The 19355-nt window shown below is 61.4% G+C and carries 14 protein-coding genes and 1 pseudogene; 6 read left to right on the forward strand and 9 right to left on the reverse strand.

The window, feature by feature from the left end; all coding sequences use genetic code 11:
- Positions 1–62: 62 nt before the first annotated feature.
- Positions 63–818 carry an IS21-like element ISAs27 family helper ATPase IstB gene (istB, locus tag C3F36_RS15260; RefSeq protein ID WP_043851824.1) on the reverse strand — a complete coding sequence of 252 codons (756 nt, stop codon included), beginning with the start codon at positions 816–818 and terminating at the stop codon, positions 63–65.
- A 22-nt stretch (positions 819–840) separates the two neighbouring features.
- Positions 841–2406, reverse strand: coding sequence for an IS21-like element ISAs27 family transposase (gene istA / locus C3F36_RS15265; RefSeq protein ID WP_043851823.1), 1566 nt, complete (start codon positions 2404–2406; stop codon positions 841–843).
- A gap of 201 nt (positions 2407–2607) precedes the next feature.
- On the opposite strand from istA, the pseudogene C3F36_RS15270 reads away from it, so the two are divergent.
- Positions 2608–4172 (forward strand): annotated as a pseudogene (locus C3F36_RS15270) (chitinase C-terminal domain-containing protein); the annotation flags it as partial.
- A 396-nt stretch (positions 4173–4568) separates the two neighbouring features.
- Here the strand turns inward: C3F36_RS15270 and C3F36_RS15275 are convergent.
- From C3F36_RS15275 to C3F36_RS15305, 7 genes are all read right to left on the reverse strand, one after another.
- Positions 4569–5804, reverse strand: coding sequence for a tetratricopeptide repeat protein (locus C3F36_RS15275; protein WP_042014300.1), 1236 nt, complete (start codon positions 5802–5804; stop codon positions 4569–4571).
- 11 nt (positions 5805–5815) lie between these two features.
- Positions 5816–6451 carry an energy transducer TonB gene (locus tag C3F36_RS15280; protein WP_043154309.1) on the reverse strand — a complete coding sequence of 212 codons (636 nt, stop codon included), beginning with the start codon at positions 6449–6451 and terminating at the stop codon, positions 5816–5818.
- A gap of 16 nt (positions 6452–6467) precedes the next feature.
- Positions 6468–6875, reverse strand: coding sequence for an ExbD/TolR family protein (locus C3F36_RS15285; protein WP_104452349.1), 408 nt, complete (start codon positions 6873–6875; stop codon positions 6468–6470).
- A 67-nt stretch (positions 6876–6942) separates the two neighbouring features.
- Positions 6943–7470 (reverse strand): MotA/TolQ/ExbB proton channel family protein, encoded by a 528-nt coding sequence (locus tag C3F36_RS15290; RefSeq protein WP_104455357.1) that lies wholly within the window; start codon positions 7468–7470, stop codon positions 6943–6945.
- A 10-nt stretch (positions 7471–7480) separates the two neighbouring features.
- Positions 7481–8854 carry a MotA/TolQ/ExbB proton channel family protein gene (locus tag C3F36_RS15295; protein ID WP_104452351.1) on the reverse strand — a complete coding sequence of 458 codons (1374 nt, stop codon included), beginning with the start codon at positions 8852–8854 and terminating at the stop codon, positions 7481–7483.
- On the reverse strand, positions 8851–9615 hold the full coding sequence (locus tag C3F36_RS15300; protein ID WP_010675473.1) for a DUF3450 domain-containing protein: 765 nt from the start codon (positions 9613–9615) through the stop codon (positions 8851–8853). Before C3F36_RS15300 ends, C3F36_RS15295 begins: the two co-directional genes overlap by 4 nt.
- Before the next feature lie 102 nt (positions 9616–9717).
- On the reverse strand, positions 9718–12324 hold the full coding sequence (locus C3F36_RS15305) for a TonB-dependent receptor plug domain-containing protein (RefSeq protein ID WP_104455358.1): 2607 nt from the start codon (positions 12322–12324) through the stop codon (positions 9718–9720).
- 739 nt (positions 12325–13063) lie between these two features.
- Here C3F36_RS15305 and C3F36_RS15310 point away from each other — a divergent pair.
- From C3F36_RS15310 to C3F36_RS15330, 5 genes are all read left to right on the forward strand, one after another.
- Complete coding sequence (locus C3F36_RS15310; protein ID WP_010675471.1) at positions 13064–14089, forward strand: ABC transporter permease subunit; 1026 nt, start codon at positions 13064–13066, stop codon at positions 14087–14089.
- Between the two features lie 2 nt (positions 14090–14091).
- Positions 14092–15135: an ABC transporter permease gene (locus C3F36_RS15315; RefSeq protein ID WP_041212459.1), complete on the forward strand. Its 1044-nt coding sequence runs from the start codon at positions 14092–14094 to the stop codon at positions 15133–15135.
- Between the two features lie 82 nt (positions 15136–15217).
- Entirely contained in the window at positions 15218–17035 is a 1818-nt protein-coding gene (locus tag C3F36_RS15320) for an extracellular solute-binding protein (RefSeq protein WP_104455359.1), read from the forward strand.
- A 25-nt stretch (positions 17036–17060) separates the two neighbouring features.
- Positions 17061–18098: an ABC transporter ATP-binding protein gene (locus C3F36_RS15325; RefSeq protein WP_104456064.1), complete on the forward strand. Its 1038-nt coding sequence runs from the start codon at positions 17061–17063 to the stop codon at positions 18096–18098.
- Positions 18099–18192: 94 nt separating this feature from the next.
- Entirely contained in the window at positions 18193–19194 is a 1002-nt protein-coding gene (locus C3F36_RS15330; protein ID WP_041212969.1) for an ABC transporter ATP-binding protein, read from the forward strand.
- Positions 19195–19355 lie beyond the last annotated feature (161 nt).

Consider the following 19355-nt stretch of genomic DNA (forward strand, 5'->3'; position numbering starts at 1 on the left):
CGATCAGCCAATAACATCATGCCGATCACTTTTTTTCTGCCCGCGTTTATAGCGTCTTCCTTTTACTCCGCCTGATCGGCATCGGTCAAGTTGGCGCCCTGTTTTCTCATCGATTCTCCCGTTAAGGTCACGCGCACCGCTCTGTGGATCAGTCGGTCCAAGATCGCCTCGGCGAAGGTTGCCTCTCCGATCATCCCGTACCACTTCTCCACCGGCAATTGGCTCGCCACTATCGTTGAGACGTTGCCGTAGCGGGTATCGATGATCTCCAGCAGGTTGCTGCGTTCGCTCGCGTCCAGCATCTCCATGCCCCAGTCATCCAGGATCAGTACCCCTATGTTGCTTACCCGCTCCAGCAGTTTCGGATAGCTGCCATCCGCTTGGGCCAGTCGCATCTCTTCAAGTAGGGTTTTCAGCCGGTAATACCGCACGCCCACTCCTTGCCGGATAAAGTAACGGCCCAGGGCACACGCCAGGTAACTCTTGCCACAGCCTGCCGCGCCCGTTAGCAGCAGGTTTTGTTGATGACTCAGCCAGTGTCCTTCCAGCAGTTGGCGGATCTGCGCTTTGCTCACGCCTCGACCCGCCCGATAGTCGAGCTGCTCCACCTGTCCGGCTAGCCGGAACCGGGCTTGCTTCTCCAGGCGGTTGGTTTTCCTCTGCTCCCGCTGCACCAGCTCATGGCTCAGTAATAGTTGCAGCCGCTCTTCAAAACCCATATCCAGGTACAGCATGCTCTGGGCCTGCTGCTGGTTCAGAGCCTGTTTCATGCCGCTCAAGTGCAGGCGGCTTAGTTGTTCATCGAGGTGTAATTGCATCGGCTTCTCCTGATCCGTGGGGTTAGTGGAAGTAGTGCTCGCCATGGACATTGTCATGACGGATGTCTTGCAGCGGATCCTGTCGCTCGTTGGCAATGAGTTGTTGCTCCTCCAGGCCATGCTTGAGCATGCTGCGGATGTTGTGCAGCCGGTTGGCGCCGGTCAGGTGCCCCCGGAGGCAGGCCGCTTCCAGCCGCTCCTTGCCATAGGTTTTGCTCTGCCCCAGCAAGGCCAGGCAAGGGCGCACCGCTTGCGTCGAATGCTCTGCCTGCCGGATAAAGCCATCCACCCAATGCGTGGTGTAGGGGCCGATGGACGCCGCCCAGCCAAGCAGTCGCTCTGGCGACCACTCCAGCAGTGCCTGATGATGCGCGGGCATGTGTTCACGCAGGCTGCTGTGCTGGCCTTTGTGATGACTCCGCTGGTGTTCGGCCACGATCTTGCCCGCGTGGTACAGCGTGACGGTATGCTCGGCCAGATGCGCCTCCAGCCGCTTGCCCTGCAAGGCATAGGGCACTGAGTAATAGTGCTTTTCCAGATCGACGTGGTAGTCCTTACCAACCAGCACCGGCACTACTTTGGTGTAGTGATAGGGATAATCCGGCAACGGCTTGAGCGCCGGTGCATCGAGCTCGGCAAACAGTGAGGCACGGCAGCCAGGCAGCTTCTGGAAGGATTTCTGGTTGAGCCGGGTCAGCAGTTCACCCATTCGCTGATTGAGCTGGGCCAGGCTATGGAAGGTTTCATGACGCAGCACCGCCAGGATCCAGCGGGTGACGATCTGCACGCCCACCTCCGCCTTGGACTTATCCTTCGGCTTGCGGGGCCGCGCGGGCATGATCGCCGTACCGAAATGGGCCGCCAGCATCTGGTAGGTAGGGTTGAGATCCGGATCGGTATTGCGCGCCACGCTGACGGCACTCTTGAGGCAATCAGGTACCACCAATTGCGGCACACCGCCAAAGAACTCGAAAGCGCGCTTGTGGCTCATCACCCAGTCATCGAGCTGCTGGGAGCGGGTGGCCTCGGCAAAGGTGTAGTTGGAGGCCCCCAGCACGGCGACAAAGATCTGGGCCCGGTAAAGGATCTCGCCGGTATGCGGATCGACAATGGGCATGGTCTGGCCGCAGTAGTCGACAAAGAGTTTTTCGCCCGCAATATGGGTCTGCCGCATCGAGGGTTGCAGCAGCGCCGCCCACTCTTTATAGAGCCGACAGAAGTGGTTGTAGCTGTAGTGGGAGCCTGGATGGCGCTCGGCGTACTCCTGCCATAGCAGCTCGAGGGTCACGCCTTTTTGACCTGGTTTTTTGAGTTCCTGATGCAACAAGGCCCAGTTGGGAGTGGGTTTGTGCTGAGTTTTATGGACAGAGCAGGTCTTGAGAAATGCGCGCTCCAGGGAGACATCATCCCAGGACTCAGACAGGGGCCAGGTCATGATACCCAGTTGAGCCGCCCGGTTGAGGTAATAGGATACGGTGCTAGGAGAGATATGCAGGCTGAGGGCGATCTGCCGATGAGCCAGTTGAGCCTGATATTTAAGGCGAAGAATTTCTTTGAGTTTTCTCACAGTGATAGGCCTCGCAGACATGCACGTTCCTCTGTTGGAGCAGATGGGAAAGTGCGGGTTTAACGAAGCGGGGAGAAAAAGTCACCAATAACATGGATGCCGATCATGGTTTCCCATCGAGGGTAAAAAGTGATCGGCGTGGGATGTTATTGAGTGATCGGCATGGATGTTATTACGTGATCGGCATGAATGTTATTGAGCGATCGCCATGCGTGGGAATATGCAGCCGGCACCGAGGACGGTCGCAAGTACATGCTGACCATCGCCTCGCCGGCCTCGGCCTACCTGCTGCGCGGCATGGAGAACTTCCAGGTCACCCAGTACCTCGACTACGTCAACCTGATGACCTATGACTTCCACGGTGCCTGGAACCACTTCGTCGGTCACAACGCCGCCCTGTTCGACAACAAGGCGGATCCCGAGTTGTCCCAGTGGGGTGTCTACACCCAGGCCCAGTTTGGCGGCATCGGCTATCTCAACTCCGCCTGGGCGGCCCACTACTTCCGGGGTGCCATGGCGGCGGGCAAGATCAACATAGGGGTGCCTTACTACACCCGCGGCTGGCAGGGGGTCACCGGTGGCACCCATGGCCTGGGGGGCAAGGCGGCGCTGCCGAGCCAGAGCGATTGTCAGCCGGGTACGGGGGGCAGCATTGTCCCCTGCGGCAACGGGGCGGTCGGCATCGACAACATCTGGCATGACCTTGACAAGAACGGCAAGGAGATTGGCGGCGGCGCCGTGCCCATGTGGCATGCCAAGAACCTGGAGCACGCGGCCAGCCTCGGCATCACCACCCTGCCGAGCTACGGCCAGGCCTGGGGTCTGGATCCCAACAACCCGGCCCACGTGATGCAAGGCCAGTATGTGCGTTACTACGACGGCAAGGCCCATGCGCCCTGGCTCTGGAACGAGCAGAAGAAGGTGTTCCTCTCCACCGAAGATGAAGAGTCCATGGGTCACAAGCTCGACTACATCGTCAAGCGGGGCCTGGGGGGCGTCATGTTCTGGGAGATGGCGGGGGACTATGACTTCGACGCCGCGAAGAACGAGTACGTGATGGGCAGCACCCTCACAGCCTGGCGTATGAGAAGTTCAGCAAGGCCGACAAGGCGGCCCTGAAGCAGAATGATCTGCCGGCTCCGGCCGCCCAGCTCGACATCGGCGTGAGCCTCTCCGGCTTCAAGGAAGGGGACTCCAACTACCCGATCAACCCGACCCTGAAGCTCACCAACAAGTCGACCCAGACCATTCCGGGCGGCACCCGCATCGAGTTCCTGATGCCCACCTCCACCTCAGACACCATCACCGACCAGAGCGGCATGGGGCTGAAAGTGGTGGAGAGCGGCGGCAACCAGAACTCCGACGGCATCGCCAATGAGAAGGACTTCCACAAGGTGGCTCTGACGCTGCCGGCCTGGAAAGCCTGGACGCCGGGCACCGACGTGGAAGTGGCCATGACCTACTACCTGCCGGCCGCCGGCGTGCCGAGCGGCATGCGCCTGATTGCCGGCAGCCAGACCATAGGCCTGAAGTCCGACTTCCCGGCCCTGGCCGAGGCGGTGCTGGGCAGCAGTGGCGGTGGTGACGGCGGCAGCGGTGGCACCACCTGTGCCAGCCAGAACGTCAACCCGGCGGACTACAATGCCTATCCGACTTGGCCGCGCGGGGATCACGCCAATGGCAACGACCGCATGACCAACGGCAAGGCGGTGTGGCAGGCCAACTGGTGGACCAGCAGCGAGCCCAAGGCGGGCGATGGCAGCTGGAAGCTGGTGTGCAGCTACTGAGTTGTCCCGGCTGCTGTACCAGCAGCGAACTCAGAGTGGGCGACGGCAGCTGGAAGCTGGTGTGCAACTACTGAGTTGTCCCGGCTGCTGTACCAGCCGCGAGCTCAGAGCGGGCGACGGCAGCTGGACGCTGGTATGCAGTGACTGATGACCTGTTGAAGGGGTTGCCCCCTCCCAACGCAACGACCCAATCCGGGGCCCAGGCTCCGGATTTTTTTGTGCCTTGTATCAGGAGAAGGAGGGGGAAAAGGGCAGGGGCGGTGCCATAAAAAAGACCGCTCCGAAGAGCGGCCAATTGCCACCAAGGCAATCTGCGGGGTGACCCCCTTGTCGATGTGTCGCGGCCCGGATGCCGAGTCGGGGAGATCCCCGCCCCGCCAGCCGGGCCGCGCAGCTTTATTGGGTGACGGCGCCGCCCTGCTGCTCTTTCAAGAAGCTGATCCAGGGGGAAGCACGACCACTGACGTTGCCATTCTGGGCGGCCTGAGTGAAGGCGGAGAGCGCCTCCTTGGGCTTTTGCTGCTCAAAATAGGCGACCCCGGTCAGGAACTTCAGATCCGCCCGCTGCTCGCCGCTGGCGTTGGCGGCAGGCTTGGCGGCGAAGGCCACCAGATCCTGGTAGCGCTTGCTCTGGATCATCATGCGCGCCATCTTGAGCTGCAGCTCGGCATTGGGGGCCAGCTTGTAGGACTTGGCCAGGGTGTCGATGGCCGGGTCCAGCTCCTTGGCCTGATGCCAGTAGTTGGCCAGCGTCTTGTAGTTGGCCGCGGTGCTCTCGATCTGCCCCTCCTTCATGGCCTTCTCCATCACGCGGGCGGCGCGGTGGGGAATGCCGGCGAAGGCCAGGTAGTTGGCGAGCCGCTGCAACTCGTTGGCTTCGGTCAGCATGCCGAGGTTGTAGGCCCCTTCCAGTGCCGCCAGGGCCTTGGCATCGTTGCCCGCCTGCATGTGCATGGCCGAGAGCTGGGTCCAGTACTTCTTCTTCTCCGGGTAGCGGTCCACCAGGGCAGTCAGCACCTCGGTGGCCGGCTTGTACTGTTTCAGCTCGTAGTGGGCCGCCATCTTCAGCAGGTACCAGGACTCCGGCGCCTTGCCTGCGGAGAGCTTGATCGCGTTGTCCACTGCCGGAATGGCTTCCCGGTACTGCTTGAGCTGCACATGGGCGTTGGCCAGGGTGATGTAGGCGTGCGGGGTCGGCTTCTCGTCCTTGCCGAGGTTTGCGAACCACTCCTTCATGGTGTTGATGGAACCCTTGAAGTTCCCCTCCGCCATGTAGAGCTGGGCCAGGTTGTAGCGCACCTGCTGGGCCACCGGGGGCGGCAGGCCGCCGGTGGCGATGGCGTCGGCGAAGTACTTGGTCGCCTGACCGTACTTCTCCTGCTGCGCCGCCACGAAGCCCAGGGTCTGCAAAATGACCCCCTTGTCGTAGACCCGCTCGCCGGCGCCGGACAGCGCCTCCTGCAGCTTGGCATTGGCCTCGCCGTATTTCTTCTCGGTGATCAACGCCTGGGCCTTGTTGACCGCGCGGTAGGCGCGGTCAGACAGGGCGGGTTGTTCGGCGGCCCAGGTGGCGGTGCTGAGCAGCACCGCCATGGCCACCGGGGCGAGGATCAGGGTATGTAACTTTTTCATCGCCACCCTCCTTAGTTGGTCGCAAACTCGATCTCTTGCTGCATGCGACTGGCCTGCGGCTTGCCGTCCACCATGGCCGGCTTGAAGGTCCACTTGGCGATGGTCTGGCGCGCCGCCTTGCCGAGGTCATAGCTGCGGGGCTCTTCCTTGACGATGCGGATGTTGCTCACGGTACCGCGCTCGGTGACGGTGAACTCCACCAGCACCTTGCCGGACGCAAGACCGGCCAGGGCCGCCTTGCGGGGCATCATGGGCTCGAAGGTCGCCATCGGGATGGCGCCGTTGTTGCCGCCCATGCCGCCGCCACCGCCGCCGGTGCTGTAGGCACCCAGGGCGTTGCCGCCACCGATGTTGACCGGGATGTCGAGTTTGGGCATGTCCATGGGGGAGCTGTCCATCTTCGGCCTGTCCGTGCTCGCCACCTCCATCTCGGGCGGGGGCGGCGGGCGGTTCGGGGGCGGCGGCTTGGGCAGTTCCCGTTGCTTCTCTTGCAAGGTCTCCTGAGGCTTGAGGCGGATGAAGTCGGTCATGGTGACGTCCTCCCGCTCCGTCAGCTCCCGGTGATCCGGCGTGATGAGCTTGTTCATTCCCAGGAACAGGAAGAACACCACTACGCAGGAGACCGCTAACGATATCAGGTATCTCATGGCATTCGCTCCGGCATCAGCTGCTCTTGTCGGCGGCGATGGAGATGTTCTGGACACCGGCCATGCGGATCTGGTCCATGACCTGCACCACCAGACCGGAACGGGATTCGCTGTCGGCCTGGATCACCACGGCGCTCTCCGGGTTCTCCGCCCGCAGCCGCTCGATGTTGGCGCGCACGGCACCCACTTCGACGACCCGTTTGTCGACCCAGACCTGACCGTTCTCGCGGACCGCGACCATGATGTTCCCCTTCTTCACCGTCTCGGCCGTGCTGGCGCTCGGGCGGTTGATCTCCACGCCGGACTCCTTGACGAACGAGGTGGTGACGATGAAGAAGATCAGCATGATGAACACGATGTCCAGCATGGGGGTCAAATCGATGGCCGCCTCGTCAGCACCGCTGTCGCTGTGACGTTTTCTCATGGCAAAAAACTCCTTGCTTGTTCTGTGCCCCGGCGGGCATGGCCCGGCCGGGGATGTGCATCCTGCATCAGCCGTGTTTCAGGTTATCTTCCAGCTTCTGCACGGCCAGCTTGGCCTTGTGATCGAGCTGGTTGACAAAAAACAGGCCGGAAAGGGCGGCAATCATGCCCGCCATGGTCGGAACCGTCGCCTTGGAGATCCCCGAGGCCATCGCCCTGGGGGAGCCGGTGCCGGTGATGGCCAGGGTATCGAACACCTGCACCATGCCGACCACGGTCCCAAGCAGCCCCATCAGCGGGCAGAGGGCGATCAGCACCTTGATGATCGGCATCCCCTTGTCCACCGCCATGGCGACCCGGGAGACCAGCTCGCGGCGGATCTGCCTGGCAGACCAGGAGAGGTGATCGGTGCGGGCCAGCCAGGCCGTCTTGGTCTGCTTCACCTGCTGGGGATAGACCGCCATGAAGTAGAACCAGCGCTCCAGCAGCAGGGCCCACATCATCAGGGTCAGGAAGAACAGGGCGACCAGCACGTCGCCCCCCAATCCCAGAAACCGGCGGACCGACTCGACTTCTTCAATCAACCAGAACCACATGGGTGACTCCTTAGGCTGCGGCTTTGGCGGCGTGCAGACGTTCCTGATAACGGGCAACGAAACCGGCGCTCTGCTCTTCCAGTACCTGGATCAGACGGCGGCTCTGGGTCTGCACGATGGTGTAGAGGAACAGCATGGGCACGGCCACGACCAGACCCTGCATGGTGGTCACCAGGGCCTCGGAGATACCGCCCGCCATCAGCTTGGGATCGCCGGTACCGAACAGGGTGATGGCCTGGAAGGTGGCAATCATCCCGACCACGGTACCCAGCAGGCCCAGCAGCGGGGCGACGGAGGCGATCAGCTTGATGAGGCTGATGCCCTTCTCCAGCTTGGGCACGTTGCGCAGGATGATCTCGTCGAGCTTGGATTCCAGATCCTCGATGTTGTCACCCCGGTGATCCTGGTAGGCACCCAGCATCTCGCCGATGGGGTTGCCCTTGATGATCTGCTCGGATTTCAGTTGCTTGCGCATGGCACCGCCGATGAGGGAAAGACGGGCACCGCAGAACAGGGCCAGCAGGGTACCGATGACACCCAGCGCCAGGATCACGTAGCCCACGGAGCCACCCTGATCGATGCGCTCCTTGAGGGTCGGCGACTGCACCAGCAGGGAGAGGATCACGCCACGGGACGGGTCGATGAAGATGGGTTCGACGCTGCCGCCACCATGTTCAAACTTGGCGACCGGTTCCAGCACCGCGTTCTCGGGCTGGCGGGAGAGTTGCTCGAACTTGCCGGTCTCCGGCACGAAGGTGAGGTACTTGCCTTCGGAGACGGTGTTGAACTCACCGATCTGGGTGACGGTCTTCTCGGCCTGGTTGCCTTCGCCATAGACCACGGTGGCCGGGATCTGGCTCACCTTGCCACCGTCGACCATGCGGCTGAGGGTGGTGGTCCAGAAGGCGGTCAGGTCATCGCTGGAGGGCAGCTCCTTGCTCTCGGCCAGGCGGGTCAGCAGGGCGGTCTGCTCCGGATGCTCGACCCGGCGGGCAGAGGCGTTGAAGATCCCCTTGAACTCGCCGGCGAACTGGCGCAGCACGCCAAACATCTCGCCCATGTTGCCGGAGCGCTGGCGCAGGGTCTCGGTCAGCTCGGTGAGCTGCTTGTCGTTGGCATCGAAGGTGGCCTTGAGCTTTTCGCCCCTGGCGACTTCGGCGGCGAGATCCGCCTTGGCCTTGGCGAGCAGGGCCCCCTGTTCGTTCTTGTCAGCCAGGAAGCGGGCTTCCCGCTCCTTGTTGAGCTGGGATTCGCTGGTGCTGGCGGCCTTGACCTGATTGAGCAGGGCGTTGAGATCCACCGGCTTCTCGGCGGCGGTCACCGGCAGGGTGACCAGGGTAGCGCCCGCGATCAGCGAGGCGATGGCAAGTTTGATTCCTTTCATGATGCTTTCTCCGCAGTTTGAACCGGCAGCTTGATGAGGGCGGGGGGCGCCTGCTTCTTCGCGATGCGAAGGCCTTGTTCAACCGCACTGCGATACTCCTGGGGCAGTACTTCCCACTGGCGGGTCTTCTTGTTCCACATGCCGGTCTCGTTGCCATCCGGGGATTGGTAGAGCAGGGCGATGCGGCCGACGCGCAGGAACTCGTAGGTCTTCTCGTCCCCATCCTTGTCCAGGCTCGCCTTGTAGGCTTCGATGGTGCGGCTGAAGCCCTCCTCGATCTGGTAGGCCTCGAGGATCTTGCGGTACTTCTCGGAGATGGTGACGTCGGCCCGGTTCATGAGATCGGTCAGGGCCGCCACGCGGTCCTCACGCTCCACCTTCTGGAACGGCAGGTCCAGGGAGACGAACTGCTCGAGGGAGTCGATCATCTTGAGCATCAGGGGCACCACTTCGGTGCTGGTCTGGTCGATCTGGGCGATCTGCTTTTGCATGGAGGCGAGTTCGGCGCTCTGGGAGTCGACCATCTTGCCCACTTGCTCGTTGTAGGCGCGCAGGCTGTCCACCTGGCGCAGGGCGGCCTTGTACTGGGCCAGGGCAGACTCGGCAGACTCGGCGTAGCTGTCGATCTTCTGCTGGGAAACTTTGGATGCATTGTCGGTGGCGGCTTGAGCGTCCACAGCCTGACCGGCGGTGGCGGCACTCAGATTGAAGCTGGTCAGCAAGGCAGCCGAAATCAGGCTGCCGAGGAGCGCTTTCTTCATTGTAATTGTCCTTGTCTTCATAGGATTACCCTATCTCCGTAACTTCCTTGGGACCTTGGGCAAAGCCGGCCCGAACGGGCCGGCTTGTGGTTTGCTGGTGGATTAGAACTTCTGGCTGTAGTCGAGGTAGTAGATGCGACCGTCGATGCTGTAGAGCTCGTCGTCATAGGTGAAGCCATCGCTCTCGAGGGACGGGCCCACGTTGAACATGTTCTTCACGCCGACCTGGATCTTGCCGTTCCAGGGCGCTTCCACACCGACGTTCAGGTTCCAGGTGGTCTGGGACGCGATGTGGCCCACTTCCTCACCGGTATTGGCGATGTAGTCCTGGCTCTGGGAGTCGATGTAATTCGCACTCAGGTAGGTATCCATGTTCCACCATTGGGGAACGTTGATACCCACACCGGAGCTGAAGCGCATCTGGGGCAGACCGTTCTGGCCGATCTTGTCGATGACGGGACCACCGGCGTACAGACCTTCCTTGTATTTCAGGATGTAGGTACCGCCCAGGTCATAACGCACGGTGGCGTAGTTCAGGTCGTAGGTGTAATCCACCTTCAGGTCGAGGCCGGAGGTCTCGAGGGTCCCCAGGTTGACCATGGGAGCGATGGCGCTACCGATCTTGCCCTGGCTGTTGCGGGTGATGCTGCTGGAGCTGCCGCTGTTCAGTTCGTCATAGATGAGAGACTGCAGGGAGTTCAGCTGGATCACGTCCTCGATCTTGATGGTGTAGTAGTCCAGGGAGAGGTTCAGGTCATCCACCGGGCTGTAGGCCACCCCGAAGTTCCAGGTGTCCGCGGTCTCTTCCTTCAGATCCTCGTTGGAGGTACGGGTGGTGGTGTACTGGCGGTTCGGGCAGTCTGCCGCGGAGATGCCGTTGGCCTCGCAGTAGACGTAATCCTTCGCCCAGTCGGCGGACTCGGAATCAGCCGAGTAGAGATCGCTCAGGCTGGGGGCGCGGAACGAACGGGACCAGGAGGTGCGCAGCATCAGGTTGTCCAGCGGCTGGTAACGCAGGCTCGCCTTGGGGGAGAAGGCGCTGCCGAAGTCGCTGTACTTGTCGAAGCGACCGGCCACGTTCAGCTCGATCTGCTCGGTGATGGGCACCAGGGACTCGATGTAGGCGGCAGTCACGTCACGCACGCCACCGGAGGAGTTGCCTGCGGAGCCGATGATGTTGCCGGCTTCGGACTGGGCGTCGTACTTGTCGGCATAGACCCAGTCGTTGTACTCGGCACCGGCGTACCAGCTGACCGGACCGGCCGGCAGTTCACCCATGTCCCACTGGACACCGGCGTACCACTGGTAGAAGTCCATGGTGGCGCGGCGGCTGGTGTCGGCGGCCATGGAGGCCGTGCTCTGGGGGTCGAACTCGCCACCGACGAACTTGCCGTCGGCGATCGCCTGCTGGGCGGCGGACTTCAGCACGTAACCGGTGCCGTTTTCCTTGTTGTCGGTCTTGGAGTACATGTAGCCGGCGTTCCACTGCATGTCGCCGACGCTTTCGGTGGCGATGGTGCCTTCGAAGCCGAGGTTCATGCTGCCGGTGGTGTCGGTGACATAGTTGTCACGGGGACCGACGTTGCTGAAGCGGTAGTAGGCGTAGGCAGCCTCACCCAGACCCTGGGTGGCGGCGGCATCCAGGCCGTTGTCGGTGAAGAACTGGGCGTTCTTCGGGTTGGCCGGGTCAATGGTGAAGGCGCCGGCGGCCGGGGCGAAGCGGCCGAAACTCTCGACCCGGGAGCCGATGATCTGCGGCACGAAGTCCACGTTGTCGTTGATGTGGTAGCGACCGTTTACGTACAGGGTGTCACGGCTGCGGGAGGCCGTGGTGGCCGCGACCTGGCCGTAGTTGAAGTTACAGCCGCCCTCGAAGCCGACGAAGGGCTCCTTGCATGAGCCGTCGGCATTGGTGGCGCCGGCCAGGGGGCCGTATTTCCAGATGGGGTCGCCGTTGGCGTCTAGACCCGTGATCCCCTCCACGTTGCGGCCGTAGGCGCTGGGGGAGTCGTTGCCCTGCTTGGCAAGATAGTCCCGATCGCGACTGTAGATGACGTCCTTCTTGTCGTGCTCGTAGACCGCCATCAGGGAGCCCTTCTCGCCGGCCACCCCTGCCACGATGGAGCCGCTCTTCTCGTCGCCGCCCTCTTCGCTCGGGGAGCCAATGCGGCCCTGGAAGTCCAGCCCTTCGTAGCCCTCTTTGAGCACCACGTTGATCACGCCACCAATGGCGTCGGAACCGTAGATGGCGGAGCCGCCGTCCAGGTTGACCTCGACCCGCTCAACGGCGGCCATGGGGATGGTGTTGAGGTTAATGGAGGTGCCGCCCATGGTGGGGGAACCCGCTACCCGCTTGCCGTTCAGCAGAACCAGGGTACGCTCGGAACCCAGGCCGCGCAGGCCGACGGTGGATTGGGACTGGAAGGAGCTGCCGGAGGCAGGGGAGACGCCGCCAAAGGAGTTGTAGGAGGCTTGCTTGAGGTAATCGGCGACGGTCTGCTGACCGGATTGCTCGATTTTCGCCTTGGTCACGGAGACGACCGGGGTGGAGCCTTCCACATCGACCCGGGAGATCCGGGAGCCGGTGACCTTGATTTTTTGCAGTTTTTCTACGTTCTGGCCCTCTTCGGCCAGGACAGGGGTGGCCACAACTGCCGCGCTCGCCAAGGCAAACGCTACGGCAGCAGAGAGTCTGCTTTTCCTAAGCATCGCTAGTATCCTTCCTGATTGTTTATTGTTTGCTTCCATTACCGCCCTCGTTGGAGCGGTGCGTAAGGCTTATCAAGGTTTGGTGATGGACGTCAAATGGAGCGGCGGGGATGGGGGCTGCAGGGGGAATTAGATGGGAATATGCACTTGATGGAATATTTTTGGCGTTTTATTCCGTAAATGCCGCGTCAACTTATGTAAAGATGTTGTTAAGTTCGATTTTTACAATTTTATTGATTATTTTTGAACTTATCGATAAGTCGCTTGTCACTCCGGTACCGATATCGAAAAAACGATTTTTTGCAGTATTTTCATCTGCTTTTATGGCGAGAGCGTTTTCCGGGGAACGGAGGGTGGGGGCGGCTATCCCTCTTCTTTTATAGGTAAATGAGAAAATAACCCGACTTATCCTTAACTTGTTGATTTTGTTCTGCTTGATATGGATTAAAACACCTGTGTAATTAATTTTTTAATAATTAAAATCGAGTTGGACGGGTAGGCGTAGCAGTTTTTTATATTGAAGTTGGGTTTTTTGGAAAAAATCATCCGCGGGATATGCTGCGGGGGGACATTCCCGGTTGCAGACAGAGTTCTACTTGATTTTTGTTGCAGAGCTTTTACAGTGACCGAGCCGGATTGTCTGTCAATGCCAGTCAATTCAGTGAGTAATGCCAGGTAAGGATAGGCCCGTCACCGGATGTGACTGGCCATAAAAGAACAACAAGGACGAGGTTCCACCATGCTGTCGTATTTCCTACGTCGGATGCTTTTGATCATCCCGACGTTTCTCGGTATCACCCTGCTCGTCTTCACCATCACCCGCTTCGTGCCGGGCGGCCCGGTCGAGCGCATGCTGCTGCAGGCGCAGGTCTCGCAAAACGAGTCCGGCCGCTCCAGTGGCAGCAAGGGGGCGCAGGCACTCTCCGACGAACAGATTGAAGAGCTCAAGGCGTTCTACGGTCTCGACAAGCCCATGCTGGTCGCCTACTGGGACTGGTTGCAGAAGCTGGCGGTGCTGGATCTCGGGGAGTCGACCCGTTATTACGAGCCGGTGTGGGATCTCATCAAGGAGAGGTTGCCGGTGACCGCCTTCTTCGGGCTCGCCACCTTTCTGCTGAGTTATGCCGTCTCCATCCCGCTCGGGGTGGCCAAGGCGCTCAGGCACAACAGCCGCTTCGATTCCCTGAGCTCCATGCTCATCTACATGGCCTATGCGCTGCCCGCCTACGTGGTGGGGATCTTCCTCATCACCGTCTTTGCGTTCCATCTGGAGTGGTTGCCCATGGGGGGCTTCCCGGGGGACGAGTTTGACGGGATGGAGAGCAGCTGGGATCAGATCCGCACCGTCTTCGCCCACGCGCTGCTGCCGCTCATCGCCTACGCCATCGGGGATTTCGCCATCCTCACCATGACCATGAAGAACAGCCTGATGGAGAACCTGTCGGCGGATTATGTGCGCACCGCCGTGGCCAAGGGGTTGCCGTTTCGCAAGGCGGTGACCGATCACGCCATGCGCAACAGCCTGATCCCCATCGCGAGTCACTTAGGGTCGGTGCTCACCGTCTTCTTCGGGGGCTCCTTCCTCATCGAGACCATCTTCAACATCGACGGCATCGGCCTGCTCGGTTATGAGGCCATTGTCGAGCGGGATTACCCCACCGTCATGGGCATTCTGGCCATCACCTCCATGCTGATGCTGGTGGGCAACATTGTCTCCGACATCTGCGTTGCCCTGGTCGATCCCCGCGTGCGGTTTGGAGAGTGAGCATGAACCTGAATCCGGTAACGCTGAAAAAACTCAAGCGCTTCAAGTCGATAAAGCGCGGCTACTACTCCTTTGTCATCTTTTCGGTCCTGGTGGTCATCTCTCTGCTGGCGGAACTGCTGGTCAACAGCCGGGCCCTGGCGGTGAGTTATCAGGGGGAGCTCTATTTCCCCACCTATGGGGACGTGATCCCGGGCCAGCACTTCGGGCTCGACTACGAGTACGAGACCAACTACCGCCAGCTCAAGAGCCAATTTGCGAAGGAAGATAAGGGGGATTGGGTGTTGCTGCCCCTGGTCCCCTGGAACCCCTATGAGCAGGACTTCAAGGAGGAAGCCTATCCGCCCTATGCCCCGAGCCTGGCGGAGCGCCACTTCCTCGGCACCGACACCAGCGGTCGCGATGTATTGGCACGGCTGGTCTACGGCTTTCGCATCGCCATCGGCTTTGCCTTCATCGCGCTGGTGGCGAGCTATGTCATCGGGGTCAGCATCGGCTGCATGATGGGGTTCCTCGGCGGTCGGTTCGATCTCCTGATGCAGCGTTTCATCGAGATCTGGTCCCAGGTGCCCTTCCTCTACGTCATCATGATCCTGGTCTCCCTGGCCAAGCCGAACTTCGGCCTGTTCGTCGGCATCAACGTGCTGTTCGGCTGGATGGGGATCACCTGGTACATGCGCACCCTCACCTACAAGGAGCGGGCGCGGGACTACGTGATGGCGGCGCGGGCCCAGGGGGCGAGCACCAGGCGTATCATCTTCAACCACATTCTGCCCAATACCCTGATGATGATCGTCACCCTGGCCCCGTTTGCCGTGGTGGGCAACATCTCCACCCTGACGGCGCTGGACTACCTGGGTTTTGGCCTGGCGCCGCCGACCCCGAGCTGGGGGGAGTTGCTCTCCCAGGGGATCAACAACCTCGACGCCATCTGGATCGTGAGTTCGGTGGTGGCGGCGGTGAGCCTGGTGCTCATCATGGTCTCCTTCATCGGGGAGGCCATCCGGGAGGCGTTCGATCCGCGCAAATTTACCCGTTATCAGTGAGCGATGGTGCCTTGCCAGGGCACATCGACAGGACCCTTAATGAAGACGCCCCCAGTGCAGGGGCATGACCAGGAAGTCAAACATGAACAATAAAATCAAATGGACAGGTGCTCTCTTTCTGCTGGTGAACGGATCCTGGGTGTGGGCGGCCAGCCTGCCCGCGGATCTGACGTGGGAGACCAACGACACCGACCCCGTGTTCGCCTCTCCCAAGGCGCTGCCCGGCGGCAACCTCAATCTCTTCGTCGACAGCTTCCCGCTGACGTTTCGCACAGTGGGGCCGGATTCCAACGGCTCGTTCCGTTCCTTCATCCTCGACAACCAGATGAGGCTCATCAGCTTCCATCCCAACACGGGCAACCCCATTCCGGCCCTGGCGAATGCCTGGGCCATCGCGCCGGACAGCCAGACCGTCTATTTCAAACTCGACCCGCGCGCCAAGTGGTCCGACGGCAAGCCGGTCACCGCCGATGACTACACCTTCGGCTACGAGATGATGCGCTCCAAGGACATCAAGGGCCCCTGGTTCAACAACTACTACACCACCGAGGTGGTGGCGGTGGAGAAGATTGACGACCACACCATTCTGGTCAAGGCGGGCAGCCGCAAGGCCAAGCTCGATCTCCTCAACACCACCGAACTGTGGCCCCAGCCAAAGCACTACTACAAGATGGGCCCGAACTGGGTGAAGCAGTACAACTGGGCCGTGGTACCCACCACGGGCCCCTACGTGATGAGCGACGTAAAAAAGGGCAAGTCCGTCACCTTCAGCAAGCAGAAGGAGTGGTGGGCAAAAGACGATCGCTACAACCAGCACAGGTTCAACCTCGACACCATCAAGGTGCAGGTGATCCGCGACCACAACATCGCGTTCCGCCACTTCCTCAAGGGGGAGCTGGACACCTTCGAGATGATCCTGCCCAACTGGTGGCATGAGAAGGCGGTCACACCGGAGTACAAGCAGGGATACGTGCAGAAGGTGATGGCCATGACCGACACCAAGCAGGGGGGGCAGGGGGTTCACCTCAACGTGGCCAATCCCAAGCTGGCGGATCTCAACGTGCGGCTCGGCATCCAGCACGCCTTCAACATCGACAAGATGATAGAGACGGTGCTGCATGGAGACTATGACCGCGCTACCACCTTCGGGTCTGGCTTCGGGGCCTTCACCGACATCGCGCTGCCAGAGCGGGCCTACGACATCGCCAAGGCACGGGAGTACTTCGCCAAGGGCGGCTACGGCAAGCAGGGACCGGACGGCATCCTGCAAAACGACAAGGGAGAGCGGCTCACCCTGGCCCTCACCTACACCAGCCAGGAGCACTCCAAGCGGCTGACCGTGCTCAAGGAAGAGGCCAAGAAGGCGGGCCTGGATCTGGAGCTCAATCTGGTGGATGGCGCCACCGGCTTCAAGGTGATGCTGGAGAAGAAACACGAGGCGGCCTGGCTTGGCTGGGGGGGCGGCGGTCTCTATCCGCAATACTGGGAGTCCTTCCACTCCGACAACGCCAACAAGCCCCAGACCAACAACCTGTTCAACGTGGCTGACAAAGCGCTCGACAGCCTGATCGACGCCTACAACGTCGAGTTCGACATGGACAAGCGGGCCGCGCTTTCCCACCAGATCCAGCAGCGGATCTATGATCTCGCCATCTTCGTGCCCGGGGTTCAGCTCAACTACGTGCGAGCCAGCAGCTGGCGCTATGTGATGCTGCCGGAGGTGCCCGCCACCCGCAACACCCCGGATCTGCTCTACTGGCCCATGGATGGCTATCCCCACAGCAGTGGCGGCCTGCTCTGGATCGATCCCAAGGTGAAGGAGGAGACCCAGAAAGCCAAGGCTGACGGCAAGGCGCTGGCCCCCATCACCCTGATCGACAAGACCTATGCACATCATTGATGTGGCCCAGAAGGGAGCAGCAGTCATGCCCAACACACAGGTCACCGCCCCCGGCACCAGCGATCATGAGGGGCAGTCTCTGTCCCCCATCCTCGAGGTGCGGGATCTCGAGGTGGAGTTCGCCGTCGACGACGGCAAGATCAAGGTGCTCGACGGGGTCAGCTTCCAGGTCGCCCCGGGCAAGACCCTGGGGATAGTCGGCGAGTCCGGCTGCGGCAAGAGCGTCACCTCGCTGGCCATCATGGGGTTGCTGCCAAGGCCCCACGGTCAGGTGGTGGCGGGCTCCATCCGCTTTCAGGGGGAGGAGCTGCTCAATCTGCCGCCGGAGCAGATGTACAAGGTGCGTGGCAACCGTATCTCCATGATCTTTCAGGAGCCCATGACGGCCCTCAACCCGGTGCAGACGGTCGGCGATCAGCTGATGGAGGTGTTTCGCCTCCACCGCCCCGATTACAGCAAGGCCCAGCGCCGTGACGCCGCCATCGCCATGTTGAAGAAGGTGGGGATCCCCGAGCCTGCCCAGCGTTTCGCTGCTTATCCCCACAATCTTTCCGGCGGCATGCGCCAGCGGGTGATGATCGCCATGGCGCTGGCCTGCGAACCTGCCCTGCTCATCTGCGACGAGCCGACCACGGCGCTCGATGTGACCATCCAGGCCCAGATCCTGGATCTGATGAAGGAGCTGCAAGCCCAGACCGGCATGGCCATCATCTTCATCACCCACGATCTCGGGGTGGTGGCGGAGCTGTGCGACGAGGTGGTGGTGATGTATGCCGGGCGTGCGGTGGAGCGGGCCGATATCTATGAACTGTTTGACCACCCGCGCCATCCCTATACTCATGGTCTGATGGCCTCGATCCCGCGTCTGGAAGATGTGCCAAAGAGCCTGCTCAAGACCATCAAGGGTCAGGTGCCCGCCCTGCACGAGATGCCGGCGGGGTGCCGTTTCTCCAACCGCTGCCCCCATGCCACGCCCCTTTGCGTGGAGACCATACCGATGACCGAGCAGTTGAGCGAACGCCACGGGGTGGCCTGCCACCACTGGAAGGAGGTGAGCCTATGAACGGCCTGGTGTGGGTACGGGGTGTCGCAGGGCAGCCAGGCGGCGGGAAGGCGACCAGGTCGTCTGCTGCCATGAATCGTCGGGGATGAAAGTCATGACCAGCTTGTTGTCGGTAAGCAATTTAAAGCAGCATTTCAAGATGGGTGGCGGTTTCTTGCGCAAGCAATACACCGTCTACGCGGTGGATGGCATCAGCTTTGATCTCAGGCAGGGGGAGACCCTTGGCCTGGTGGGAGAGTCGGGATGCGGCAAATCCACCTTGGGGCGTTCGTTGCTCAAGCTGTTCGAGCCGAGCGCCGGCTCCATCACCTTCGAGGGGCGTGACATCACCCACCTCTCGCCCAAGGAGATGCGATCCCTGCGTCAGGAGATGCAGATCGTGTTCCAGGATCCCGCAGAATCCCTCAACAGCCGCCACACGGTTGGGCAGATCCTGGAGGAGCCTTTCATCATCCACGGCAAGGGCAACGCCGAACAGCGCCGGACATGGGTGCAGGAGCTGCTGGAGAAAGTCGGTTTGCCCGGCAGCGCGGTGGATCGCTATCCCCATGAGTTCTCTGGCGGCCAGCGACAGCGCATCGGCATCGCCCGCGCCATCGCCCTCAAGCCCAAGCTGCTGGTGTGTGACGAGGCGGTGTCGGCGCTCGACGTGTCGGTGCAGTCCCAGATCGTGAACCTGCTGCTCAATCTGCAGCGGGAGATGAACCTCGCCATCATTTTCATCGCCCATGACCTGTCGGTGGTCAAGCACATCTCGGACAGGATTGCGGTGATGTATCTGGGCCGGATCGTCGAGCTGGCCGAGGCCCAGGCACTCTACCTGGCACCGCGCCATCCCTATACCCAGGCCCTCATCTCCGCCATTCCGGTGCCGGATCCACGGCGGCGCAGCCAGCGCATCCTGCTTACGGGGGATGTGCCGTCCCCCATCTCGCCGCCGAGTGGCTGCCACTTTCACCAGCGCTGTCCCCATGCAACGGATCTGTGCCGCACCCGCTCGCCCGCCCTTGAGGCGTGCGGCGGGCAGGGGCATCAGGTGGCCTGCCATTTCCCCTTGCCCGTGCAGGAGGCGGTCCCGTTGGGAAAGGCGATATGATGCCGGCGCCCGCCGCGTCGCGACCGGCATCGCTGCAAGGTGGCACCGAGGAGGCGCAATAAAGGCGGAAACGGGATAAAAAAATGGGGCCTGCGGGCCCCATCTTCATGGTTGGAGTTCAGGTTTGGCCGTGGAAATTCTGGCCCGGGCAGGACAGCGCC

This window comes from Aeromonas sp. ASNIH2, from assembly GCF_002934795.1.
Classification (GTDB): Bacteria; Pseudomonadota; Gammaproteobacteria; order Enterobacterales; family Aeromonadaceae; genus Aeromonas; species Aeromonas caviae.

What these genes read in the sequence shown, in the direction of transcription:
- istB (WP_043851824.1), bottom strand. Translation starts at nt 818, where the DNA reads ATGCAATTACACCTCGATGAACAACTAAGCCGCCTGCACTTGAGCGGC.
- istA (WP_043851823.1), bottom strand. Translation starts at nt 2,406, where the DNA reads ATGTCTGCGAGGCCTATCACTGTGAGAAAACTCAAAGAAATTCTTCGC.
- C3F36_RS15275 (WP_042014300.1), bottom strand. Translation starts at nt 5,804, where the DNA reads ATGAAAAAGTTACATACCCTGATCCTCGCCCCGGTGGCCATGGCGGTG.
- C3F36_RS15280 (WP_043154309.1), bottom strand. Translation starts at nt 6,451, where the DNA reads ATGAGATACCTGATATCGTTAGCGGTCTCCTGCGTAGTGGTGTTCTTC.
- C3F36_RS15285 (WP_104452349.1), bottom strand. Translation starts at nt 6,875, where the DNA reads ATGAGAAAACGTCACAGCGACAGCGGTGCTGACGAGGCGGCCATCGAT.
- C3F36_RS15290 (WP_104455357.1), bottom strand. Translation starts at nt 7,470, where the DNA reads ATGTGGTTCTGGTTGATTGAAGAAGTCGAGTCGGTCCGCCGGTTTCTG.
- C3F36_RS15295 (WP_104452351.1), bottom strand. Translation starts at nt 8,854, where the DNA reads ATGAAAGGAATCAAACTTGCCATCGCCTCGCTGATCGCGGGCGCTACC.
- C3F36_RS15300 (WP_010675473.1), bottom strand. Translation starts at nt 9,615, where the DNA reads ATGAAGAAAGCGCTCCTCGGCAGCCTGATTTCGGCTGCCTTGCTGACC.
- C3F36_RS15305 (WP_104455358.1), bottom strand. Translation starts at nt 12,324, where the DNA reads ATGCTTAGGAAAAGCAGACTCTCTGCTGCCGTAGCGTTTGCCTTGGCG.
- C3F36_RS15310 (WP_010675471.1), top strand. Translation starts at nt 13,064, where the DNA reads ATGCTGTCGTATTTCCTACGTCGGATGCTTTTGATCATCCCGACGTTT.
- C3F36_RS15315 (WP_041212459.1), top strand. Translation starts at nt 14,092, where the DNA reads ATGAACCTGAATCCGGTAACGCTGAAAAAACTCAAGCGCTTCAAGTCG.
- C3F36_RS15320 (WP_104455359.1), top strand. Translation starts at nt 15,218, where the DNA reads ATGAACAATAAAATCAAATGGACAGGTGCTCTCTTTCTGCTGGTGAAC.
- C3F36_RS15325 (WP_104456064.1), top strand. Translation starts at nt 17,061, where the DNA reads ATGCCCAACACACAGGTCACCGCCCCCGGCACCAGCGATCATGAGGGG.
- C3F36_RS15330 (WP_041212969.1), top strand. Translation starts at nt 18,193, where the DNA reads ATGACCAGCTTGTTGTCGGTAAGCAATTTAAAGCAGCATTTCAAGATG.